This window comes from Pseudoduganella sp. GW821-FHT05F09 (assembly GCF_059419605.1).
Map to the genome: position 1 here is coordinate 22,158 of NZ_JBWKSD010000013.1, position 23,454 is coordinate 45,611.

Annotated in this window: 22 protein-coding genes; 13 read left to right on the plus strand and 9 right to left on the minus strand. The window is 66.5% G+C overall.

Annotation, left to right across the window (positions count from 1 at the left end):
- Positions 1–10: 10 nt before the first annotated feature.
- Together AC07S4_RS28985 and AC07S4_RS28990 are read left to right on the plus strand one after the other, a co-directional pair.
- Positions 11–1,087: a patatin-like phospholipase family protein gene (locus AC07S4_RS28985; protein WP_494989894.1), complete on the plus strand. Its 1,077-nt coding sequence runs from the start codon at positions 11–13 to the stop codon at positions 1,085–1,087.
- A gap of 76 nt (positions 1,088–1,163) precedes the next feature.
- Positions 1,164–2,792 carry a methyl-accepting chemotaxis protein gene (locus AC07S4_RS28990; RefSeq protein ID WP_494989895.1) on the plus strand — a complete coding sequence of 543 codons (1,629 nt, stop codon included), beginning with the start codon at positions 1,164–1,166 and terminating at the stop codon, positions 2,790–2,792.
- On the opposite strand, the gene hemW is transcribed toward AC07S4_RS28990, so the two are convergent.
- The 5 genes from hemW to AC07S4_RS29015 all read right to left on the minus strand — a co-directional run bounded on the left by hemW (position 2,728) and on the right by AC07S4_RS29015 (position 7,399).
- Positions 2,728–3,972 carry a radical SAM family heme chaperone HemW gene (gene hemW / locus AC07S4_RS28995; protein WP_494989896.1) on the minus strand — a complete coding sequence of 415 codons (1,245 nt, stop codon included), beginning with the start codon at positions 3,970–3,972 and terminating at the stop codon, positions 2,728–2,730. The two genes, AC07S4_RS28990 and hemW, sit on opposite strands and share 65 nt — an antisense overlap.
- Positions 3,969–4,553, minus strand: a complete 585-nt coding sequence (rdgB, locus tag AC07S4_RS29000; protein ID WP_161073633.1) for an RdgB/HAM1 family non-canonical purine NTP pyrophosphatase — start codon at positions 4,551–4,553, stop codon at positions 3,969–3,971. The genes hemW and rdgB overlap by 4 nt, the downstream gene beginning before the upstream one ends.
- A 121-nt stretch (positions 4,554–4,674) precedes the next feature.
- Complete coding sequence (gene rph / locus AC07S4_RS29005) at positions 4,675–5,409, minus strand: ribonuclease PH (protein WP_494989897.1); 735 nt, start codon at positions 5,407–5,409, stop codon at positions 4,675–4,677.
- Complete coding sequence (locus AC07S4_RS29010) at positions 5,406–6,380, minus strand: PP2C family protein-serine/threonine phosphatase (protein WP_494989898.1); 975 nt, start codon at positions 6,378–6,380, stop codon at positions 5,406–5,408. The genes rph and AC07S4_RS29010 overlap by 4 nt, the downstream gene beginning before the upstream one ends.
- 23 nt (positions 6,381–6,403) lie before the next feature.
- Positions 6,404–7,399, minus strand: a complete 996-nt coding sequence (locus AC07S4_RS29015) for a serine/threonine protein kinase (RefSeq protein WP_494989899.1) — start codon at positions 7,397–7,399, stop codon at positions 6,404–6,406.
- Between the two features lie 89 nt (positions 7,400–7,488).
- On the opposite strand from AC07S4_RS29015, the gene AC07S4_RS29020 reads away from it, so the two are divergent.
- The 4 genes from AC07S4_RS29020 (at position 7,489) to AC07S4_RS29035 (ending at position 13,310) form a co-directional block, all read left to right on the plus strand.
- Positions 7,489–8,379 carry a YicC/YloC family endoribonuclease gene (locus tag AC07S4_RS29020; protein ID WP_494989900.1) on the plus strand — a complete coding sequence of 297 codons (891 nt, stop codon included), beginning with the start codon at positions 7,489–7,491 and terminating at the stop codon, positions 8,377–8,379.
- Positions 8,380–8,606: 227 nt separating this feature from the next.
- Positions 8,607–10,565, plus strand: a complete 1,959-nt coding sequence (locus AC07S4_RS29025; protein ID WP_494989901.1) for a family 43 glycosylhydrolase — start codon at positions 8,607–8,609, stop codon at positions 10,563–10,565.
- A gap of 83 nt (positions 10,566–10,648) precedes the next feature.
- Positions 10,649–12,763, plus strand: coding sequence for a TonB-dependent receptor family protein (locus AC07S4_RS29030; RefSeq protein WP_494989902.1), 2,115 nt, complete (start codon positions 10,649–10,651; stop codon positions 12,761–12,763).
- Between the two features lie 7 nt (positions 12,764–12,770).
- Positions 12,771–13,310, plus strand: a complete 540-nt coding sequence (locus AC07S4_RS29035) for a hypothetical protein (protein ID WP_494989903.1) — start codon at positions 12,771–12,773, stop codon at positions 13,308–13,310.
- Here AC07S4_RS29035 and AC07S4_RS29040 read toward each other — a convergent pair.
- The 3 genes from AC07S4_RS29040 to AC07S4_RS29050 are packed head-to-tail and all read right to left on the minus strand — an operon-like array spanning position 13,307 to position 16,098.
- A complete protein-coding gene (locus tag AC07S4_RS29040; RefSeq protein WP_494989904.1) occupies positions 13,307–14,488 on the minus strand; it encodes a serine hydrolase domain-containing protein in 1,182 nt (393 codons plus the stop codon). The two genes, AC07S4_RS29035 and AC07S4_RS29040, sit on opposite strands and share 4 nt — an antisense overlap.
- Before the next feature lie 46 nt (positions 14,489–14,534).
- Positions 14,535–15,500, minus strand: a complete 966-nt coding sequence (locus tag AC07S4_RS29045; protein ID WP_494989905.1) for an alpha/beta hydrolase family protein — start codon at positions 15,498–15,500, stop codon at positions 14,535–14,537.
- A gap of 16 nt (positions 15,501–15,516) precedes the next feature.
- Positions 15,517–16,098, minus strand: coding sequence for a TetR/AcrR family transcriptional regulator (locus tag AC07S4_RS29050; protein ID WP_494989906.1), 582 nt, complete (start codon positions 16,096–16,098; stop codon positions 15,517–15,519).
- A 73-nt stretch (positions 16,099–16,171) separates the two neighbouring features.
- Between AC07S4_RS29050 and AC07S4_RS29055 the strand changes: the two genes are divergently transcribed.
- The 4 genes from AC07S4_RS29055 (at position 16,172) to AC07S4_RS29070 (ending at position 20,345) form a co-directional block, all read left to right on the plus strand.
- On the plus strand, positions 16,172–16,978 hold the full coding sequence (locus AC07S4_RS29055; protein WP_494989907.1) for a DUF72 domain-containing protein: 807 nt from the start codon (positions 16,172–16,174) through the stop codon (positions 16,976–16,978).
- A 118-nt stretch (positions 16,979–17,096) separates the two neighbouring features.
- Positions 17,097–17,744, plus strand: a complete 648-nt coding sequence (gmk, locus tag AC07S4_RS29060; protein ID WP_161073642.1) for a guanylate kinase — start codon at positions 17,097–17,099, stop codon at positions 17,742–17,744.
- A 41-nt stretch (positions 17,745–17,785) separates the two neighbouring features.
- Entirely contained in the window at positions 17,786–17,989 is a 204-nt protein-coding gene (gene rpoZ / locus AC07S4_RS29065) for a DNA-directed RNA polymerase subunit omega (protein WP_093557479.1), read from the plus strand.
- Positions 17,990–18,059: 70 nt separating this feature from the next.
- Entirely contained in the window at positions 18,060–20,345 is a 2,286-nt protein-coding gene (locus AC07S4_RS29070; protein WP_494989908.1) for a RelA/SpoT family protein, read from the plus strand.
- 15 nt (positions 20,346–20,360) lie between these two features.
- Here the strand turns inward: AC07S4_RS29070 and greB are convergent, their stop codons facing one another.
- A complete protein-coding gene (gene greB, locus AC07S4_RS29075) occupies positions 20,361–20,927 on the minus strand; it encodes a transcription elongation factor GreB (protein ID WP_494989909.1) in 567 nt (188 codons plus the stop codon).
- A 53-nt stretch (positions 20,928–20,980) separates the two neighbouring features.
- On the opposite strand from greB, the gene AC07S4_RS29080 reads away from it, so the two are divergent.
- The 3 genes from AC07S4_RS29080 to AC07S4_RS29090 are packed head-to-tail and all read left to right on the plus strand — an operon-like array spanning position 20,981 to position 23,408.
- Complete coding sequence (locus AC07S4_RS29080) at positions 20,981–21,547, plus strand: hypothetical protein (protein ID WP_494989910.1); 567 nt, start codon at positions 20,981–20,983, stop codon at positions 21,545–21,547.
- A complete protein-coding gene (locus tag AC07S4_RS29085; RefSeq protein ID WP_494989911.1) occupies positions 21,544–22,722 on the plus strand; it encodes a PAS domain-containing sensor histidine kinase in 1,179 nt (392 codons plus the stop codon). The genes AC07S4_RS29080 and AC07S4_RS29085 overlap by 4 nt, the downstream gene beginning before the upstream one ends.
- A gap of 38 nt (positions 22,723–22,760) precedes the next feature.
- On the plus strand, positions 22,761–23,408 hold the full coding sequence (locus tag AC07S4_RS29090; protein WP_494989912.1) for a response regulator: 648 nt from the start codon (positions 22,761–22,763) through the stop codon (positions 23,406–23,408).
- The last annotated feature ends 46 nt before the right edge of the window (positions 23,409–23,454 follow it).

Consider the following 23,454-nt stretch of genomic DNA (forward strand, 5'->3'; position numbering starts at 1 on the left):
AATATCCCCCATGACTTCCTCCCCCATCACCATCCGCCTCGGCCAGCGGGCGCGCCAGCGCATCGCGGCCGAGGGCATGCAGGCGGCCGACGTGGCCATCATCCCGGCTGCGGCTGGCGGCCCGAAAGGCCTGATCCTGCATGGCCTGGACCGCTGGCTGTTCGGCGACTTCCTGCAACAGGCGCCGCGCCAGCGTCGCCTGATCGGCGCCTCCATCGGCGCCTGGCGCATGGCCGCCGCCGCCTTCCACGATCCGGACGCGGCCCACCGCCGCCTGGCCCACCTGTACGCGCACCAGCGCTACCCGGCCAAGGTGGACGCGGCCTACGTCAGCAACACCTGCCGCGCCCTGCTCGACGAGCTGCTGGACGGGCGCGCCGCCGAAACACTGAACAACCCGCAGTACTCGCTGTCCATCATCACCGCGCGCGGCGTGGGGCCGCTGGCGCAGGCGGCGGGCAGCCGCTGGCGCGAACTGTCCGGCTTTTTGCGCGCCGCAGCAGGCAACGCGCTCTCGCGCAGCCGCCTGGCCGGCGCCATGGAGCGCGTGGTGTTCCACGACGCGCGCGACGGCCAGGACTGGCTGCGCCAGGAATTCGACGCCTTCGCCAACCACTTCGTGGGCCTGTCCGAACACAATCTGCGCGACGCGCTGCTGGCTTCCGGCTCCATCCCCATGGTGCTGGAAGCGGTGTCCGGCATTGCCGGCGCTCCCGGCGGCGCCTACTGGGACGGCGGCCTGATCGACTACCACCTGCACCTGCCCTACCAGCGCGACCCCGGCCTGGTGCTCTACCCGCACTTCAGCGACTACATCGTGCCCGGCTGGCTGGACAAATCCATGCCCTGGCGCCGCGCGCGCGACGCCGCCGTGGAGAACGTGATCCTGGTGTCGCCGTCGAAGTCCTTCCTGGCCACCCTCCCCAACGGTAAAATGCCCGACCGCGCCGACTTCAAGTTCTACGGCCAGAACCACGACACCCGCATCCGCGACTGGACCCGCGCCATCGGCGAAAGCGAGCGCATGGCAGAGGCCTTTGCGCGCTGGTGCGACAAACCGGACCTGTCACTAACCGCCCCGTTCTGAAAACAGTTGCCCCCTGGCCGCCAGTCGGCGCATACTCGTCGAAGCCGATGGGCGGCCGACTTGACGGGGGGATTCCATGAATTTTCTGTCCAATATGCGCATCACCACCCGGCTCGCTGCCGGGTTCACCATTGTGCTGGCGCTGTCAGTAGCCGCCACCGGCTACGCCCTGGTGCAGGCGCGCGCCACCGCCGAAGCCACCAAGCAGATGATGGCTAATCCGCTGGCAACCGAGCGCCTGGTGTCCGACTGGTATGTGCTGATCTACTCAGCCATTGCGCGCACCGCGCTGTTCGCCCGCACCAGCGACGAGAAGCTGCCCGTGGTGTTTGCCGACGTGGTGGCCGACAGCACCAAGCGCGGCTCGGCGCTGATCAAGAAGATAGAGGATCTGCTGGACACCGACGAGGAAAGGGAGATCATGAAATCCATCGTCGGCATGCGCAACCAGTACCAGAACGCCAAGAACAAGGTCATGGACGCCAAGAAGGCCGGCGACGCCGCCGAGTCTGAGCGCGCGTTCAAGGACGTGTTCATGCCCGCTGCGGAGACCTACCAGAAGCGCGTGCTGTTCCTGCTGGAGCACCAGCGCAAGGACATCGACGACACCGCCAAGGCAATTGACGCGGCCAACACCCGCAGCACCATACTGATGTCCGTCATGGGCGTGCTGCTGCTGGCGGCGGGCGCGCTGGCCGCCTATATCATCTCGCGCAGCATTACCCAGCCGCTGCGCTCCGCGCTGGGGGTAGCCTGCACCGTGGCGCAGGGCGACCTGACCACCACCTTCAGCCAGGACAAAACGAACGACGAGATCGGCGAGCTGATGACGGCTTTGCAAACGATGAACGATGCGCTGCGCAATGTGGTGAGCCAGGTGCAGACCGGCACCAAGGCCATCGCCAGCGCATCCAGCGAGATCGCCTCCGGCAATATGGACCTGTCCACCCGCACCGAGCAGCAAGCCAGCTCGCTGGAGGAAACCGCCTCCTCGATGGAAGAGCTGACCGCCACCGTGCGCCAGAACGCGGACAGCGCGCGCCAGGCCAACCAGCTGGCGCAGGCCGCCTCCGACGTGGCGGTGAAAAGCGGCGCCATCGTCGGCCAGGTGGTCGACACCATGGGCGCCATCGACGCCTCGGCGCGCAAGATCGTGGACATTATCGGCGTCATCGACGGCATCGCCTTCCAGACCAACATCCTGGCGCTGAACGCGGCGGTGGAAGCGGCGCGCGCCGGCGAACAGGGGCGCGGCTTCGCGGTGGTGGCGTCCGAGGTGCGGCAGCTGGCGCAGCGCAGCGCGGCGGCGGCCAAGGAAATCAAGGAATTGATCGGCAACTCGGTGCAGCAGGTGAACACCGGCACCACGCTGGTTCAGCAGGCCGGCGCCACCATGAACGAGGTGGTGGCCAGCGTGCGGCGCGTGAACGACATCATGGCGGAGATGAGCTCATCGAGCAACGAGCAAAGCACCGGCATCGAGCAGGTGAACCGCGCCATCACGCAGATGGACCAGGTGACGCAGCAGAACGCCGCCCTGGTGGAACAGGCCGCGGCGGCGGCGGCCAGCATGCAGGAGCAGGCCGCCAGCCTGGCCAGCGTGGCGGCGTCCTTCAAGCTGGGCAACGAACAGCCGCGCCTCAGGAACCCAGGAACATCTGCTGCAGGTCGTTCAAGAAGCGCTGCCCTAATTCCGTCGGCTTGATCAGCTTGTAGTCGCGGTACAGCAGGCCCTTGGCTTCCGCCGCGTTGAGCTGCTGCTCGATGGCGTTGATGGACAGGCCGGTGCGCTCGCTGAACAGATTGGGCTCGAAGCCCTCGTGCAGGCGCAGCGTGTTGAGCATGAACTCGAAGCCCATCTCGCCGCGTCCGATCTCGTATTCCTCCTGCACCGGGTTGCCGGCCTTGACCGCTTCCATATAGGCCTTGGGCTGCTTGAAGCGCGCCTGGCGCAGCACGCGGTGCGGGAACGATATCTTCGAATGCGCGCCGGCGCCTATGCCCAGGTAGTCGCCGAAATGCCAGTAGTTCAGATTGTGCTTAGCGCGGTGGCCCGGCTGCGCGTAGGCGGACACTTCGTACTGGCCGTAGCCCTGGGCGGCGGTCAGCTCGGCGATCATGTCCTGCATGTCCGCGCTGGCGTCGTCGTCCGGCAGCACCGGCGGATACTTGGCGAACAGGGTGTTCGGCTCCATCGTCAGGTGGTACAGCGACAGGTGCGGCGGCTTGAAGGACATGGCCGTTTCGATATCCTCGCGGGCCTGCTCCATCGTCTGCGTGGGCAGCGCGTACATCAGGTCCAGGTTGAAGTTATCAAAGTTGGCCAGCGCGATCTCCACCGCGCGGCGCGCTTCGCCGCCGTCGTGGATGCGGCCCAGCGCCGACAGATGCTCCGCGTTGAAGCTCTGGATGCCGATCGACAGGCGGTTGATGCCGCTGGCGCGGTAGGACTTGAACTTCTCCGCCTCGAAGGTGCCGGGGTTGGCCTCCATGGTGATTTCGGTGTCCGCGTCCATGGGCAGCAAGGTGCGCACGTCCGACAGCAAACGGTCCAGGCCAGCGGCCGACATCAGGCTGGGCGTGCCGCCGCCGATGAAGATGGTGTGTATCCTGCGGCCCCAGATCAGCGGCAGCGCCATTTCCAGGTCGCTGCGCAGCGAGGCCAGGTACTCCTCCTCGGGGAAGCCGCCGCCCTTCGCTTCGTGCGAATTGAAGTCGCAGTACGGGCACTTGCGCACGCACCAGGGGAAATGGATGTACAGCGACAGCGGCGGCAGCGCGGCCAGGTTCAGCGCGCCCGGCTGCAGGTAGTGCAGCGCCGTGCTGGCGGCAGCCTGCTTGTGGGTATGCTCCGGCGTTGCGCCAACAAGCTTGATCGGTATCATTTCAGTTTCTCTACCAAAGCGCGCAGGGCCTGGCCACGGTGGGACAGGCGGTTCTTTTCATCGGCCGTGAGTTCGGCTGCGCACTTGCCCAGCTCCGGGATGAAGAAATGCGGGTCGTAGCCAAAGCCGCCATTGCCGCGCGCCTCGGCGATGATCTGGCCGTTCCAGCGGCCATCCGCGATCACCGGCTGCGGATCGTCCGCATGGCGCACGAACACCAGCACGCAGTAATAGTACGCCGATTTGTCCGCATGCGCGGCCAGGTCCGCGATCAGCTTGGCGCTGTTGGCCGCATCCGACTTCGGTTCGCCGGCGTAGCGCGCCGAGTACACGCCGGGCGCGTTACCGAGCGCCGTCACGCACACGCCGGAATCGTCCGCCAGCGCGGGCAGGCCGGTCAGGCGGGCCGCGTGGCGCGCCTTTTCCAGTGCATTTTCAACAAAAGTATGGTGCGGCTCGTCCGCCTCCGGCACGTTGTACTCGCCCTGGGCGCGCACGTCGTAGCCCACGGTGGCGAGCAGTTCGTTGAATTCCTTGAGCTTGCCCGCGTTGTTGGAAGCGAGGATGAGGCGTTGGGTCATGGCGAAGATCGGCTAATTTCGGGAGCCGATATTGTACTCCCTTACCCAAAGCGAGCTGAGCCGCATTCGGGAACTCGGCGTCCCCGTCTGACCCCGAATGCGGCTCAGCTCAGCTTGGCAGTCAGGCCGGCAGGCCGAGCGCCTGTTTTTGCAGCTTGACGAGGTCGGCGATGCCGCCCTGCGCCAAGTCCAGCAGGCGGTTCATGCCGGCGCGGTCGAAGGCGGCGCCTTCGGCCGTGCCCTGCACTTCGATGAAGTGGCCGGCGTCGGTCATGACCACGTTCATGTCGGTGTCGCAGTCCGAGTCTTCCACGTAGTCCAGGTCCAGCACCGGCATGCCCTTGTACACGCCGACCGAGATGGCGGCCACGAAGTGCTTGAGCGGCACAGCGGGAATCGCGCCGCGCTCGACCAGCTTGGAGAAGGCGTCGTAGGCTGCCACCATGGCGCCGGTGATGGAGGCGGTGCGGGTGCCGCCGTCGGCCTGGATCACGTCGCAGTCCAGGTTCAGGGTGCGCTCGCCGAACGCTTCCAGGTCGAAGGCGGCGCGCAGCGAGCGGCCGATCAGGCGCTGGATTTCCTGGGTGCGGCCGCTTTGCTTGCCGCGCGCCGCTTCGCGGTCCATGCGGGTGTGGGTGGAACGCGGCAGCATGCCGTATTCGGCCGTCAGCCAGCCCTGGCCTTTGCCCTTCAGGAAGCCCGGCACCCGGTCCTCGATGCTGGCGGTGCAGATCACCTTGGTGTCGCCGCATTCGATCAGCACCGAACCTTCGGCGTGCTTGGTGTACTGGCGCGTCAGGCGGATGGCGCGCAGCGCGTCGACGGGGCGGCCGCTGGGGCGGGATTCAAAAGTCATGGCTCGGTCTTTCGGGGTAAGTGTTGGGAGGATTTTTCTATCGCGCCGCGGATCTCGGCGATGGCGCGCTCGATCTCGTCGTCGTCGAAAACGTCGGCCGCCGCCGCGGGTCCGCGCGCCTCGGCCTGGACTGCGCGGCTGATGGTGGTGTTGACCTGGTCTTCCGGCAGCATTTCGGTCGAGATCATACTGGACATGCCCACCGCCGTGGTGGGCGCACCGTCGGCTACCGTGCCGCCCTGCCACATGATGGCCAGCGCGGTGGCGTTGTCGCCGCTGGCGCCGCCGATGGCGACCGCCGTCTGCAGCATGTCCGGCACGGCCCGCACCACGGTCTGCGTGGCCAGGCGGTGCGCCAGGTCCTCGTCGTCCAGCACCGACCACAGGCCGTCCGAGCACAGCAGCATCACGTCGCCCGGCAACATGCTGGCGCGGCGCGACAATTCCACCTTCGGCAGGCTGGTCGCGCCGAGGCAGTTGTACAGCTTGTTGCGGTCCGGGTGGGTGGCGCGCTCGGAAGCGGGCACCAGGCCCTTGGCGATCAGGTTTTCCACGTGCGAATGGTCGCGCGTGCGCGCCAGCACCTGGCCGCCGCGCATCCAGTACAGGCGCGAGTCGCCGCAGTGCGCCCAGACGGCGATATTGTGCTGGATCAGGCAGGCCACCACGGTGGTGCGCGGGGTTTCCGGCAGGTTGTGCATGGCCTTGTAGCGGTGGATCTCCTGGTGCGCGGCCATGAAGGCCTCCTCCAGGAAACGCTCCGGCTTTTTCACATAGGGCATGGCCTGCTGCTGGAACAGGGTGGAGATGGTCTGCATGGCGATGGTGGCGGCCACCTCGCCGCGCAAATGGCCGCCCATGCCGTCGGCCAGCACCAGCAGCAGCGCGTCGCGCGTGAAACTGTAGCCCATGCGGTCCTGGTTGACCTTGCGGCCGCCGATGTGGCTTTCCTGATATACGGAGAATTGCATGGTCCCTGGATCGTCCTTATCGGTCAGGATTGCGTGGTCTGCGCCGCGTTTTTGCGGCCAAAGCGGCCCAGCAGGCCGCGCACGTGGCCGCCCAGCCGGTCCAGCGTGCCCAAATTGCCCGCCGGAGCCGGCAGCGCCACCGGAGTTTGCAGCACTTTCTGCATTTCGAACAGGCTTTGCGGCCGCGCCAGCGGGTCCAGCTGCAGCGCGCGGCGCACCAGCGCCACCAGCTCCGGCGTGTACAGGCCGTCCAGTTTGGCGAAATGCCCGTCCATTTTATCCTCCTTGCGGCGCTGGTCGGCCGGCTGCGGCGGCGAACCGACCATGCAGGCGAACATCGACGCGCCTATGCTGTACACGTCGGTCCACGGTCCCAGCGGCTCGGTCTTCACATACAGCTCGGGCGGCGCGAAGCCGGGGGTGTACATCGGCGTGAGTTTGGGCAGGTCGCTGTTGATGGTCTGGCGCGCCGCGCCGAAGTCCAGCAGCATGGGCGTGCCGTCGGTGCGCAGATAGATATTGGCCGGCTTCAGGTCCAGGTGCAGCAGCTGGTTGGCGTGCACTTCGCGCAGCCCTTTGAGCACCTGGGTGAAGATCTGGCGGATGAAGGCCTCGCCCGCCTTGCTGCCCTTGGCGCGCTGCCGCTGTATATATTCTTGCAATGAATGACCCGATTCATAGGCCATCACCATATACACGGTTTCGTTGGCGCGGAAGAAATTCAACACTCTTACAACATTTGGATGCGAAATTCGTGCCAGCGCCCGCCCCTCTTCGAAGAAGCATTTCAGGCCGATGCGGAACACCGGCAGATTGGCTTTCGCTATGACCGGGGCCAATTCTCCGGGCTGGCGCAGCGCCAGCGCGCTCGGCAGGTATTCCTTTACCGCCACCGCATTGCCTTCCGCGTCATAGGCGAGGTAAACAATACTGAACCCACCAGACGCAATTTTCTTTACAATGCGATATCCAGCTATTTCCAGCCCATCCGGTAGTGGAGCGTTGTTCTGTGCAGCCATAGGATTTCCTTGCTTCAACATCCGGATTGTGTGGATAAATCACTGTTTTGTAAAGTTTAAATCGGGGACATCCATTGAGCATTTCCAGCATGACAGGCTACGCGGTTGCCACCAGCGAAAGCGCGGCCGGGACACTGACAATAGAAATCAAGAGCGTCAATTCACGTTTTCTTGACTTGCAGTTTCGAATAAACGACGATTTGCGCGCGCTGGAACCCGATTTGCGCACCGCCATTATGGCCGCCATTACGCGCGGCAAGGTTGAATTGCGGCTCAGTTTCGGTCGCAAAGCCGCCGGCGCCGGCGCCACCGCCTTGAATACCCCGCTGCTGGAAGAGCTGGCCCGCCTGCAGGCCGAGGTCGGCAAGCATTTCGTCGCCGCCCCGGTGATGAGCGTGGCCGAACTGCTGCGCTGGCCCGGCGTGGTGGAGGAAGCCCAGATCGGCCAGGAGACGCTGCAAGCGGACGTGGCCGCGCTGACCGCGCGCACCGTGGCCGCCTTCGTCACCAGCCGCCAGCGCGAAGGCGCGGCGCTGGAGGCCATGCTGCTTTCCCGCATCGAATCCATGGAAGCCATCGTCAAGCGCATCACGCCGCTGATCCCGCAGGTGGTGGCGGCCTTCCAGCAGAAAGCCATCGAGCGCATGCAGGAAGCGCTGGGCCTGGCCTGCCAGGGCTCCAACACCAGCCTGTCGCGCCAGGACGCCATGGAGCGCATCCGCCAGGAAGTGATCCTGTACGGCATCCGCATCGACGTGGCCGAGGAACTGGGCCGCCTGTCGGCCCACCTGACCGAAACCCGCCACATCCTGAAAAAAGGCGGCCAGGTCGGCAAGCGCCTGGACTTCATGATGCAGGAACTGAACCGCGAGGCCAACACGCTGGGCGCCAAAGCCTCGGTGAAAGAGCTGGCGGACGCGTCGATGGAACTGAAACTGCTCATCGAACAGATGCGCGAACAGGTGCAAAACCTGGAGTAAGGTTTTACCTTGCGTTGAATCAGATAATGCCCGCTGCCATAGCGGGCATTTTTTTGCCGCGTGCGCCATGCCGAAAAAGCTATCAGTGCCGGAAAAAATGTGATCGGTCCCGCCCGGGAAATACGTCACACTGGACACCCCCTGAAACATATAACAAAGAGGAGCCGGGGATGTCCCGTTTCATTACGCCGCTTTATGCGGCGCTTGCATTGGCTGCGGCTGTTTGCATGGCCCCTTGCCTGGCCAAAGAACCCAAGACCTGGACGGCGGACAATGGCAATGGCACTTACACCAATCCCATTTTCTACGACGAGTTTTCCGATCCCGACATCATCAAGGCCGGCGACGCGTTTTACATGACCGGCACCACCATGCACGCCATGCCCGGCCTGCCCATCCTGCGCTCGAAGGACCTGGTGAACTGGCATTTCGTCGCCTACGCCTCGCCCAAGCTCGACCTCGCCCCCGCTTTCCGGCTGGAGGACGGGAAAAACGTGTATGGCCGTGGCATCTGGGCGCCCAGCTTCCGCTACCACAAGGGGAAGTTCTACATCTTCAGCAATGTGAACGGCTACACCACCCAGCTGTTCACGGCGGCCGATCCGGCCGGCCCATGGACCCAGACCGCGATGAAGCGCTCCTTCCACGACCTCTCCGTCCTGTTCGACGACGACGGAAAGGCTTATGTGATCTGGGGCTATGACGAGGTCAAGCTCGCGCAGCTGAACGAGGAACTAAGCGACATCGTGCCGGGCTCGGAGCGCGTGATCATCAAGCAGGGCTCGGGCATGGGGGAAGGCTCGCATTTCTACAAGATCGACGGCAAGTACTTCATCATCTCGGCCTGGTACAACGGCCGCATGCGCATGCCCGCCGCGCGGGCGGACCGGCCGGAAGGGCCTTACGAGGTCAATCCGGCGATCAGCATGGACGAGGACTTCGGCCTGCACGAGGGTTACCGGCTGGCCGGCAACAAGGCGCCGCCGTTCAAGCTGCAGCCGCCGAACAAGGCGCCGAATGGCCGCGTCTCCCTGCACCAGGGCGGCGTGGTCCAGACCCCGCTCGGCGAATGGTGGGGTTTCTCGATGATGGACTACAACTCCGTCGGCCGGCTGCTCAACCTGTCGCCGGTGACGTGGAAGGATGGCTGGCCGTATTTCGGCTTGCCGGGCAATCTTGGCCGCACGCCCCGCACCTGGGTCAAGCCGAAAACAGCGGCGCCGGCGCTGCCGCACGCGCCCTATCGGCGTAGTGACGACTTCGCCGGCTCCGCATTGCAGCCGATATGGCAGTGGAACCACGTGCCGGACAACAGCCGCTGGTCCCTCACGGAACGCCCCGGCAGCCTGCGCCTGCACAGCCTGCCGGCCAAAAACCTGTGGGAAGCGAAGAACACGCTCACGCAGCGCGCCATCGGCCCGGATTCGAGCGCGACCGTCGTCCTGGATCTGCAGGGCTTGCAGCCGGGCGACGTGGCCGGACTGGCGCTGTTCGGCCGGCCGTATTCATGGCTGGGCGTCGAGCAGACCGCCGCAGGCCGCCAGGTCGTGCTGTTCGACGAGGAGACCGGCCAGCATACCCGCGCCCCGCTCCAGGCCGAGCGCGTGTGGCTGCGCATGGATGGCGACTTCATTTCGGAACGGGCGAAATTCAGCTACTCGGTGGACGGCAAGTCCTTTGCGCCGATAGGAAAAGAGCGCGCCATGGTGTTCCAGCTGCTCACCTTCCAGGGCGTGCGCTACGGGCTGTTCAACTTCAACACCGCCGGCGCGGCGGGCGGCTTCGCCGACTTCGACGCGATCGACATCCACGAACCCCACCCGAACGGCCTGATGCGCCCCATCCCCTTCGGCAAGCGGATCCAGCTGACGGACGCGCCGTCTACCATCCTGTCGGGCGCCTTCGCGGTGCGGGACATGAAGCTGGGCCGCGTGGCCCTGGGCCGCGACGGCAAATTCCTGACTGTGGACAAGGACGCCAGGCTCACGCTGCAAGCCGGCCAGCCGGGCCCGGCGCAAAGCCTGCAATGGATAGAGACGCCCGATGGCGACCTGGCCTTGATGTCGCTGGCCACGCAGCGCTTTGTCCGCATCGATCCGCAGACCGGGGCCGTCGCGGCGGACAGCCCCGGCCCCAATTCCGATGGCAGCGACGGCGCCCGCTTTATCTGGAGGCTGAAGGAATAATAGCCGGCCGGTCGACACTTGCAAATGAGAAGTGTTATCATTCTCATTTATTTGCAAACTTTGCGTCCGCGCCGGCTTCCCACATGTCCAAGCTCACCTCCGCCCTGCCCTTCCGCCCCCCCCTGATCGCCGCCGCAGCGGCCGCGCTGGCCATGGCCTCGCCGGCGCTGCGCGCGCAGCAGGCCGAGGCTCCCGCTGCCGATGCCGCGCCGCTGGAAACCATCCAGATTACCGGCAGCTGGCTCGGCTCGGGCCTGCAGAACAGCGTGAAGAACTTCGCCGGCGCGCGCACCGTGCTGCAGAAGGAGGACATCGACAACACCGGCGCCGCCAGCATCGGCGACGTGCTGCGCCGCATTCCCGGCGTGCAGAGCACCGACAATTCCGGCACCGCCGGCAGCACCATCTCCCTCAACATCGGCGTGCGCGGCCTGACCGGGCGCTACTCGCCGCGCTCGACGGTGCTGCTGGACGGCATCCCGCTGGCGGTGGCGCCCTACGGCCAGCCGCAGCTGTCGTTCGCGCCGGTCAGCCTGAACAACATCGAATCGGTGGACGTGGTGCGCGGCGGCGGCGCGGTGCGCTACGGCCCGCAGAACGTGGGCGGCATCATCAACTTCCGCAGCCGCACGGTGCCGGACACCCCGGGCCTGAGCGGCGACGCCTCGGTGCGCTACAATCACTTCGGCGAAGGCGGCCACAACACCCAGTACAGCGCCTTCGTCGGCTCGCAGCTGGACAACGGCCTGGGCCTGGCCCTGCTGTACTCCGGCATGGACGGCAGCGAATGGCGCGCCGGCAGCGACGAGAAGGTCAACGACCTGGCGCTGAAGCTGCGCTACAAGCTCGACGCGCACAGCGAGGTGTACGGCAAGCTGAGCTACTACAACGTGACCTCGCGCACGCCGGGCGGCCTGACCGTGGCCCAGTACAACGCCAATGCCTTCCAGAACACCCGTCCCACCGACTTCTGGGACGGCGAGCGCAAGGGCGCGGACCTGGGCTACCTGAACACGCTGTCGGCCACCCAGGAATTCGAGATCAAGGCCTACTACAACGAGAGCGACCGGCGCAGCGCGCTAATCAACGCGGCCAAGACCCAGATCACTTACCAGCCGCGCAGCTACCAGGTGCTGGGCATCGAGCCGCGCTACACGCAGCGCTTCGCCGTGGCCGGCCTGACGCACGACCTGACCGTGGGCTACCGATACCTGCGCGAGCGCGGCGACGACAACAACTACGTGCAGACCGTGGCCACCGGCGCCAACGGCGCCATCTCCACCTTCGTCAACGCCACCGACGCGCACTCCGTCTACCTCGACGACCGCATCGCCTACGGCGCCTGGCGCGTCACCCCGGGCGTGCGCTTCGAGCGCATCAGTTCGGACCGCCTGGACGTGAGCGCCCAGCGCAGCTTCACCACCGACAACGACAAGGCCCTGCCGTCGCTGAACGTGGCCTACCTGCTCAACCGCGCGCTGACCGTGTTCGCCAATTACCAGACCTCCTTCGGTTCGGTGCAGAACACCCAGCTCAACTCGCAGACGGCCGCCAATCCGCTCAAGCCGGAACTGGCCAAGACCCAGGAGCTGGGCGCGCGCTGGAAGACCGCCGCCGTGAGCGCCGAGCTGACCGCCTTCCGCCTGAAGTTCGACAACCAGATCATCCAGGTGCCCGGCTCCACGCCGCCCGTGTTCCAGAACATCGGCGCGACCAGGCACGAGGGCGTGGAAACCGCCGTCGACTACAGCTTCGACGACGCCGGCGCACTGGCCGGCCTGAACCTGTTCGCCAACTACAGCTACACCAAGGCCATCCAGGAATCGGGCAGCACCGCCGGCAAGGACGTGCCGTTCTACTCGCGCAACACCGACACCGTGGGCGCGCGCTACCGCATCGGCGCGTGGACCGCGAACCTGTCCAGCACGCACCAGACCAGGCAGTTCTCGGACGCGGCCAACACCGTGGCCGAGGCGGCCAACGCCGGCGTGGGCGAGATTCCCGGCTTCCGCCTGTGGAACGCGCAGCTGAACTGGAAACTGCCGGGCAAGCCTGGCGCCAAGGCGGGATACGAGGTGCTGGCCGGCGTGAACAACCTGGCCGACAAGCGCTACTACACCCGCAACGTGGACGGCAACCTGGGCCGCATGGTGGGCGCGCCGCGCATGGCCTACGTGCAGCTGCGCGTGGCCTACTAAGCGCGGTTTGCGCAGCGCCTGCGGCACCACCTCGGTCCAGGACTATCCCGCCGCATGGCCGCCGCTCACCGGCATGTCGGCCAACTGCCGCGACGTGGCCGGCACCTATCTCGACCCCAACGCCCGTCCCTGGGAACCGGTGGATGCCGCCGGCCGGCAGCCGAACATTTATGCCGCCTGGGTCACGCTGGGCTTCATCGCGCAGGGTAGCGCGGAGGGGCGCAAGCACTCCTTCTCGATCGTCTTTGCGGACGACGGCGCGCTGCTGCTCAGCTACCTGATGGACAACCGGCCTGTCGCCAGCCGCCGGGTGGAGCCGGGCAAGTGGCGCTGCGGCAGCGACGGCCTGCATGTGGTGACGCTGGAGCGCAGCGGCGCGCTCATGGACAAGGTGCCCAACCACGGCCAGATGCAGCGCAGCGCCACGCTGTACCGCATCGGCAATACGCTGTACAGCAAGCGTATCAACGACTCCCGCATCCAGCTGCTGCATGTGCTGCCCGAGCAGCACTATTACGTCCAGTGGGAACGCTTCCAGGCAGATTAATTGGCCAGCAAGGCCTGGTAGGCCAGGCGCTTGAACTCGAAGGTGTAGGGATTCCAGAAGCCCATCTGGCGCTGCGCCATCAGCACGCCGGCGATGTTGTGGCGCGGGTTGATCCACCACTGGGTGCCCGCGATGCCGCCCCATTCGAACTCGCCTGCCGAGGCCTGCGGGTCGCCCGCGCCCGGCTGCAAGGTGACCGCGCCGCCCAGGCCGTAGCCCTTGCCGGGCACCGCGCCCACGGTGGGGAAGCCGATGCTGACGCCGGCCGGCAGCTGGTTGCGCATCATGTCCGCCACGGTGTCCGGCCGCAGCAGCGCGCTGCGCGAACCGGGCAGCAAGCTGCGCAGCAGCGCCACCATGTCCGACAGGGTGGACACCAGGCCGCCGCCGCCCGAGTAGCGCGCCACCGGGGTCAGATAGGCGCCAGGGAAAGGCGAACCGGCCAGGCGGCGCAGGCCGGGCGCGGTGGGATCGCCCCGGCTGGCGCCCGCGTAGTAGGCGGTCAGGCGTTCGTGCTTTTCCGGCGGGATGACGAAATACGTGTCCACCATGCCCAGCGGCGCAAACACCGCCTGCGCCAGGTAGCGGTCGAAGCGCTGGCCGCTGGCCACTTCCACCACGCGCGCCAGCACGTCCGACGCGATCGAGTACTCCCATTGCTCGCCCGGATGGAAGGTCAGCGGCAGCGGCGCCAGCGACTCGATCAGGCCTTCCAGCGAGCTGTCCGCATGCATCACGCGGCTTGCGCTGTAGGCCTGGTAGATCAGGCTGCCGGGGTCGAGGAAACCGTAGCTCAGGCCGGCGCTGTGGCACAGCAGATGGCGCACGGTGATGGAGCGGCGCGCCGGTTCGCTGTCGTCCAGCCGCGTGGCGCCGGGGCGCAGCACGCGGCGCCGGCCCAGCGCGGGCAGATAGCTTTCCAGCGGCGCATCCAGCGCCAGCCTGCCCTGCTCCACCAGTTGCATGACGGCGACGCTGGTGACCAGCTTGGTGTTGGAAAAGACCCGGAACAGATGGTCCTCGCGCAGCGCCACGCCGGCCTCCTTGTCGGCCCAGCCAACGCAATGGCGGTCCACCACCTCGCCGCCCGCCAGCAGCGCGCAGGACGCGCCCGCCAGAATTTCCTGGTCCACCCACGCCTGCATGGCGCCGTGGACCGTCTTGAATTGTGTATTCATGGCTCCACGGTATCGCATGCGGGCCGCCAGTTCAACTCCATCCGGCTCAGACCGGCGGATGCGGCCGGGGGCGCTCGCGGCCTATGCCGTCGAACCAGTCCAGGGCGGCGGCCCACAGCGTGTGGGCCTGGGGGCGGAAGTAGCCCATGTGGCCGATCCTGCCGATGCCGGACGCGGCCGGGTCGATGGTGATGCCGAACCAGGGCGCGTTGCGGTAGCCGCGCATGAAGGCGTCGCGCGAGTTGGGCGGCGCCCACAGGTCGTCCACCGCGTTGACCGCCATGATGGGCGCGCGCACCGTGTCGAAACCGGCCGCCACCTGGCGCATCTCCGGGTCGTCGAAGAAATAGTGCGGGTAGCGGCACCAGTGCTTCCACTGGCGGTACACGTCCAGCGGCAAATCCTCGCCCATGCCCAGCTTGCTCCACGCCAGGCAGCCTTTCCAGCGCGTCAGCAGCGGGCCGATCAGGTTCCACATGATTTTCACGCGCACCCGCTCCAGCAGCGGCATCCAGCCGTGCCAGCCGGCGCCGGTGGCAAAGGTGTACAGGCCGTCCACCTTGTCGTGGTTGGGCAGCAGGCCGAAGGCATGGCCGCCATAGGAGTGGCCCACCATGTACAGCGGCACCGCACGCCCCGGCCCGGCGCCGGCGCCGGCGCCCTCGCCCGCCACGGCCTCCACCGCCGCCGCCAGGTCCAGCCGGCCCCAGTCCAGGTAGTCCATGCGGAAGCCGCGCAAGGTCTTGGGCTTGGACAGGCCGATGCCGCGGTAGTCCAGCGTCAACACGGTGTAGCCGTTGGCGGCGGCGTATTCGGCGAAGCGGCGGTAGAAGCCCTGCGGCACGCCGGTGGCGCCGGCCACGATCAGGCGCGCCCGCTCCGGCCCCTGGCTGCGGTAGCGCAGCGCCGCCAGCGCATAGCCGTCGGCCGCGTGCAGGGTGACGCGTTCGGGCTGGCCGGCGGCGGATGGCGCGGCGGAAGCGGCGGCGAGCTTGAATTGGGCGGTGGTCATGGCGTTCCTCGTGCGTTCAGGGTTGGGCGTCGAGCAGGGACAGCAGGGTTTCGGTGGCTTGCAGCATGGGGGTGGCGTCGTGCGCCACGCGGGCCTGCAGCAGGCCGCCTTCATAAGCGGCCACCATCAGCGCGGCGATGCCTTGCGCGCGCGCTTCGCCGTGCCCGGCCGCCACCAGCGCGGCGGTGATGCGGGCGCGGATGGCGGCAAAGCCGTCGGCCAGCGCCTGGCGCAGCGCCACGTCGGCCGCCGTCGATTCCAGCGCCACCGCCGCCAGCGGGCAGCCGCGCTCGAAGCCGCTGCCGTCCAGGCCGCGCAGCGCGCGCCCTATCCACGCCCGCATGGCGGCGCGCGCGTCCGGTTCGCTGAGCATCAGCTTGTCGAGCATGGCGCACATATACGACACGGTGCTTTCTATGGCGGCCACCGCCAGCTCGTTTTTGCCGCCGGGGAAATGGTGGTAGAGCACGCCCTTGGGCGCCTGCGCCTGCGCCAGGATGTCGCTCAGGCCGGCGCCGTGCAGGCCGGTGTGCTGCAAAGTGTGGATCATGGCGGCGACCAGGCGCTCGCGGGTGGTGGGCGTGGGACGTGTTGTCATGATTGAATTCTATAGACCGGTCGGTCTAGCGGTCAAGCGCTATCTGACGTTATCATCCAAACAAGGAGGCGGTATGGGAAAACAGATCCGGGTGGGCATAGGCGGCTGGGACTTTGCGCCGTGGCGCGAGACCTTTTATCCGGCCGGGCTGGCGCAGAAGCGTGCGCTGGAATACGCCAGCCGGCAAGTCAGCAGCATCGAGATCAACGGCACCTATTACCGCAACGCCAAGCCGGAACATTTCGCCAGCTGGGCCGCGCAGACGCCGGACGATTTCGTCTTCGCTGTCAAGGCCAGCCGCTACTGCACCAACCGCAAGGCGCTGGACGAAGCCGGCGAATCGGTGCAGCGCTTCATGGACAGCGGCCTGGCCGAGCTGGGAAGCAAGCTCGGCCCCATCCTGTGGCAGCTGGCGCCCACGAAGCGCTACGACCCGGACGAACTGGAAGCGTTCTTCCAGCTGCTGCCTGCCAAGCTGGGCACGCACAAGCTGCGCCATGTGCTCGACACGCGGCACGAAAGCTTTATGTGCGAGGACTATGTGAAGCTGGCGCGCCGCCACAAGATCGCCACGGTGTACACGGACTCGGACAAATACCCCTCCTACGCGGACCTGACGGCGGACTTCGTCTACGCCCGGCTGATGTGCGCGCAAGCCGGCATCGAGACCGGCTACAGCGGGCCGGACCTGGAGCAATGGGCGGCGCGCGCGGCGCAATGGCAGGCGGGCGGACAGCCCGCCGGGCTGCCCTGCGCCGCGCCGCCGGCCGCCGCCAAGGCCGCCGGGCGCGACGTGTTCATCTACTTTATCAACGGCGCCAAGGAGCGCGCGCCGGCGGCGGCGATGCGGCTGCTGGCCAGACTGGCAGACCCGGCCTGAGCGGCCTCGGGCCGGCGCCCGCAACGCGGTACGTGACTGATGGCAATGGCTCTTGGTAGAATACGCCTTTGGGCGATGGCTTTTGCCGCAAGCCCACATTAGTTTTCGAAAGAACAACATGAGCCAAACCACCGCCTTCTCCGGCAGCCTGTTCATGGTGGCCGCGCCTTCCGGCGCCGGCAAATCGACCCTGGTCAACGCGCTGCTGGCGCAGGAACCCACCATCAAGCTGTCGATTTCGACCACCACCCGCGCCCCGCGTCCGGGCGAGGAGCACGGCCGCGAGTACTTCTTCACCACGCCGGAAGACTTCGTGGCGCGCGCGCAAGCGGGCGAATTCCTGGAGTGGGCCGAAGTGCACGGCAACTACTACGGCACCTCGCGCATCTTCGTCGAAGAGCAAATGCGCACCGGCACCGACATCCTGCTGGAGATCGACTGGCAAGGCGCGCGCCAGGTGAAGAAGCAGTTCCCGCAGGCGGCCGGCATCTTCATCTTGCCGCCGTCCATCGCGGCGCTGGAAGAGCGCCTGCACAAGCGCGGCCAGGACGAGCCGCACGTGATCACGCGCCGCCTGCTGGCGGCAGGCGGCGAAATCGCACACGCTCCGGAGTTCGAGTATGTTATTATCAATCAGGATTTTCCGGTCGCCTTGTCCGAACTGAGCGCGATTGTGAGAGCGGCCCGTTGCCGGTTTGCGCAACAAGCGGCCCGCAACGTAGCACTCTTTGCCCAGCTGGGCATCCACGCCGAACACGCAGATTAAACCGCTGAAACCAAGCACCAGCCGTATTTTTAGGAGTTAAGATGGCCCGTATTACGATTGAAGATTGCCTGAAGAATGTACCGAACCGCTTCCAGCTGACCCTGGCCGCAACCTACCGCGCCCGCCAGCTGCTGCAAGGCCACACCCCCAAGGTGGACGCCAAGGACAAGCCGACCGTGGTCGCACTGCGTGAAATCGCCGCCGGCAAGGTCGGCCTGGAAATGCTGAAAAAGGTCCCCATGTAAGTTGGGAGCCCAAGCTTCCCGCCCAGTGTAGTACGAGGTTTTAGCCCAAGCACACCGACACTGGACATGTATGGACCTGACTGACACCGATGTTACAGGCAAGCCCGCCAGCCGGGCCAGGCGCCCGGCCAAAACTGAGCCGGGCGTTCCCGTTTCCGCACCCTCCGCACCACCACCTGTGACCTCTTCGCCACTCGCCACCCCCACTTTGACGGCAGGCGTTGCGTCCGTCACCCACCTGACCGAAAAGCTGTCCGAATACATGACGGCGTCCGACCTGAAAAAGGTCAAGGAAGCCTACCGTTTCTCGGACGAGATGCATCTGGGCCAGGTGCGCAAATCGGGCGAACCCTACATTTCCCACCCCATCGCGGTCGCTGAAATCTGCGCCGACTGGAAGCTGGACGCGCAAGCCATCATGGCCGCGCTGCTGCACGACGTGATGGAGGACCAGGACGTCAAGAAGGACGAGCTGATCGAGCGCTTCGGCGCGCCGGTGGCCAACCTGGTGGACGGCCTGTCCAAGCTGGAGAAGATCGAGTTCCAGAGCCAGATCGAAGCGCAGGCGGAGAACTTCCGCAAGATGCTGCTGGCCATGGCTTCGGACGTGCGCGTGATCCTGATCAAGCTGGCCGACCGCCTGCACAATATGCGCACGCTGGACGTGATGACGCCGGCCAAGAAGCGCCGCATCGCCAGCGAGACCATGGAAGTGTACGTGCCCATCGCGCACCGCCTGGGCCTGAACAACATCTACCGCGAACTGCAGGAAATCTCCTTCTCGCACCTGTACCCGCTGCGCTACCACGTGCTGGCCAAGGCCGTGAAGGCGGCGCGCGGCAACCGCCGCGAAGTGGTGAAGAAGATCCTGGAGTCGGTCAAGAACACGCTGGCGATGGCGGAAATCGAGGCCGAAGTGTACGGCCGCGAAAAGACGCTGTACGGCATCTACAAGAAAATGCGCAGCAAGCACCTGTCGTTCTCGCAGGTGCTGGACGTGTACGGCTTCCGCGTGGTGGTCGACAGCTTCCCGAACTGCTACGTGGCGCTGGGCACGCTGCACTCGCTGTACAAGCCCATGCCGGGCAAGTTCAAGGACTACATTGCGATCCGCAAGCTGAACGGCTACCAGTCGCTGCACACCACGCTGATCGGCCCTTACGGCACGCCGGTGGAATTCCAGATCCGCACCCAGGAGATGCACCGCACCGCCGAGTCCGGCGTGGCCGCGCACTGGCTGTACAAGACCGGCGACATCAACCTGTCCGACATGCAGCAGCGCACCCACGCCTGGCTGCAGTCGCTGCTCGACATCCAGCAGCAGACCGGCGACTCGGCCGAATTCCTGGAACACGTGAAGGTCGACCTGTTCCCGGACTCGGTGTACGTGTTCACGCCGAAATCGAAGATCATTGCGCTGCCGCGCGGCGCCACGCCGATCGACTTCGCCTACGCCATCCACACCGGCATCGGCGACCATACGGTGTCGGTGACCATCAACGGCGAGCCGTCCACCCTGCGCAGCGAGCTGCGCAACGGCGACATCGTGGAGATCGTCACGGACGCGAGCTCGCGGCCGAGTCCGAGCTGGCTGTCGTTCGTGCGCACCGGCAAAGCGCGCTCGGCCATCCGCCACCACCTGCGCACCATCAACCTGCCGGAATCGATCGCGCTGGGCCGCCAGCTGCTGGCGCAGGCGCTGGCCGCCGTCAGCATCGACCCGGAACTGCCGGAAGCGCTGGCCGAGCGCCTGCTGAACGAATCGAGCGCCAAGTCCCTGGACGAGCTGTACGCCGACATCGGCATCGGCAAGCGCATGGCGGCGCTGGTGGCGCGCCACATCTTCGGCCTGCTGGGCGGGGAATCGGCCGCCGCGCCGGTGGACCACAACAGCGCCGCCGAACTGGACCCGGTCACCATCTGCGGCAGCGAAGGCGTGTCGGTGCAGCTGGCGCAATGCTGCCTGCCGATCCCGGGCGACGCCATCATCGGCCAGCTGCGGCGCGACCAGGGCCTGCTGGTGCATACCTCGGACTGCTCGGTGGCCAAGCGCCAGCGCCAGAAGGAGCCGGACCGCTGGATCGCCGTCAAATGGGGCGCGGACATCAACCGCCGCTTCGACAGCCGCATCAAGCTGCTCATCAACAATGAAAAAGGCATCCTGGCGCGCGTGGCGGCCGAGATCGGCGAATCGGACGGCAACATCACCTTCGTCGGCATGGACGAGGACAAGGAACACGTGCTGCACCAGCTGCGCTTCACCATCCAGGTGAAGGACCGCGTGCACCTGGCCGGCCTGCTGCGCAACGTGCGCCGCGTGGCCGGCGTCAACCGCATCCTGCGCGAACGCAGCTAAGCGGCCGGCGCCGCCTCACTCCGGGGCCGGCGCCGGGTAGCTCACCGACAGAATATCAATCTCCTCCACGCCGGTCGGCGTGTGCAGGGTCACGGTGTCGCCTTCGCGCGCCTTGGTCAGCGTGCGCGCCACCGGCGAAATCCAGCTGATCTTGCCTTTCAGCGGATCGAGCTCATCTATCCCCACGATGGTGACCGTGCGTTCGTCGCCCTGCGCATTGCTGTAGGTGACGGTGGCGCCGAAGAACACCTGGTCGCTGCCATGGTGCACGCTGGGATTAACCACCTCCGCCAGATCCATGCGCTTGGTAAGGAAACGGATGCGGCGGTCGATTTCGCGCAGGCGCTTCTTGCCGTAGATATAGTCGCCGTTCTCGGAGCGGTCGCCGTTGGAGGCGGCCCAGTGCACCACGCGCACCACTTCCGGCCGGTCGACGTCGATCAGCTGCAGCAGCTCGTCCTTGATGCGCTGGTAGCCCGCCGGGGTGATGTAGTTTTTCGACCCCGGAGGAATGGCCAGCGCCAGCGCGGCGGCTTCGTCGTCATCGTCGTTGTCGGTTTCTTTGGTGAATGCTTTACTCATACCTTTTCACGTATCATGCCTCTATGAAGCGATTGTACACACTCAGGCGCCGTTTGCTGGCGCCCCTGGTCTACCTGGCCGCCGTTGTCCTGCTGATAGAGGAATGGCTGTGGGACCTGGGCGCGCGCCTGATGGCGGCCATCACCCGCGTGGTGCCGCTGCCGCGCCTGGCGCGCTGGATCGCCGGCCTCGGTCCGGTGGCCGCGCTGTGCCTGTTTGTGCTGCCGGGACTGCTGCTGTTTCCGGTCAAGATCTTGGCCCTGCTGGCCATCGCCAAGGGCCACGCCTTCACCGGCGTGTGCACCATCCTGCTGGCCAAGGTGGCCGGCGCGGCCGCCGTGGCGCGCATCTACGCGCTGACCCTGCCCTCGCTGCTGTGCCTGCGCTGGTTTGCCTGGTGCCATGCCCGCTTCATGGCGCTCAAGGACGACTGGACCGGGCGCCTGCGCGCCACCCGCGCCTGGCGCGAAGTGTCGGCGCTGGCCGCCGCCGTGCGCGCCTGGCGCCAGGCGCTGTGGGCGCGCCTGCATCCGGTCAAGCACGCGCGCAACGGCAACCGCCTGTGGCGCCTGCTGCGCCGCTACATTACCCAGTGGCGCGCGCGCCGCCGCGCGCCATGAGCAAGCCGCGGTCCGCCGCGCCGGCCCCGGCCGCAGAGCAGCCCGCCATCGTGCAGGCGCTGCAGCAGGCCCAGGCCCGCTTCGACGCCATCGTGCGCAACACGCCCGGCCTGGTGTACCAGTTCGAGCGCCGCGCCGACGGCAGCGTGGCCTTCCCCTACCTGAGCGACGGCTGCCAGGCCCTGCTGGGCCTGCCGGCCGCCGAGCTGCACGCCCAGCCGCAGCGCTTCTTCGAGCTGATACTCGAGGAGGACCGCAAGTCCTACCTGGACGCCATGCAGGCCTCGGCCACTTCGCTGTGGAGCTGGAACTGGGAGGGCCGCATCTGGGTCGACGCCTGGAAGGACGTGAAGTGGATCAATCTGCGCTGCACGCCCCATGTGCTGGCGGAAGGCGGGACGGTGCGCTGGGAAGGCATCATGACCAATATCACCGAGAGCAAGCTGGAGCAGCTGGAAGTGCGCCAGAGCCGCGCCCGCCTGGCCGAGCTGACCGCCCACATCGAGACGGTGAAGGAACAGGAGCGCACCCGCATCGCGCGCGAAATCCATGACGACCTGGGCGGCAACCTGACCGCCATCAAGATGGCGCTGGCCATGCTGAGCCGCCGCCTGCCGCAGGAGGACGCCGCGCTGCACGAGAAGGCCGCCTACGTGGACGCGCTGGTGGACCGCACCATCGACGCGGTGCACCGCATTTCGCTCGACCTGCGCCCCTCCATCCTGGACTTCGGCCTGGTGGCGGCGCTGGAATGGCAGGCGCGGGAGTTCGGCACCCAGGCCGGCATCGAGGTCAGCTTCGACAGCGCGCTACGCGAGATCGCGCTCGATCCGGACCGCGCCAGCGCGCTGTTCCGCATCGTGCAGGAGGCGCTCAACAATATCGCCAAGCACGCGCGCGCCAGCAAGGTGGCGCTGCAGCTGGGCCGCACGCGCCACTATATCAACCTGAAGATCAGCGACAATGGACGCGGCATCGCCCCGGCCGACCGCGCCAAGCCGCAGTCCTTCGGCCTGCGCGGCATGGCCGAACGGGCCCGCGCGCTGAACGGAACGTTGACGCTAAGCCACGCGCCGGGCGGCGGAACCGTGGTCGCCATCAAGATTAAGCGCGAAACCGCCGTGCCGCCCTCGCCCGCGGCGCTTGGCGGCGCTACAATAAGCAACACCACATAATTGCCGCGATGAAATAATTCGGCAGCGCCACCGCCCCCATGTCTGACAAAGCTCTCATCAAAGTATTTATCGCCGACGACCACGCCATCGTGCGCGAAGGCCTGAAGCAAATCCTGGCCGACACCCGCGACATCGTGGTGGCCGGCGAAGCGGAAAACGGCCTGGACGCCCTCAAGCTGTTCCGCAAGTCCGGCTGCCACGTCATGCTGCTCGATATCTCCATGCCCGACCGCAGCGGCATCGAAGTGCTCAAGCAGGTCAAGAAGGACAAGCCGGAGCTGGCGGTGCTGATGCTGTCCATGCACCGCGAGGACCAGTACGCGATCCGCTCGCTCAAGGCCGGCGCGGCCGGCTACCTGACCAAGCAGAGCGCGCCGAAAGAGCTGGTCACGGCGATCCGCCAGGTCGCCGGCGGGTTAAAATACATTAGCCCGGCACTGGCCCAGGAACTGGCCAACCACGTGGGCGAGGACCACGAGGCGCCGCCGCACGAAACGCTGTCCGACCGCGAGTACCAGACCCTGACCATGATCGCCTCCGGCAAAACGGTGGGCGCCATCGCCAAGGAGCTGTCGCTGTCGGTCAAGACCGTCAGCGAGTACCGCGCCCGCCTGCTGGCCAAGATGAAGCTGAAAAACAGCGCGGAGCTGACCCACTACGCGATCAAGAACCAGCTGATCGAGTAGGCGGACGACAGGGTGCTATTGCTGGTTCGATATTGTTTCATGCCGA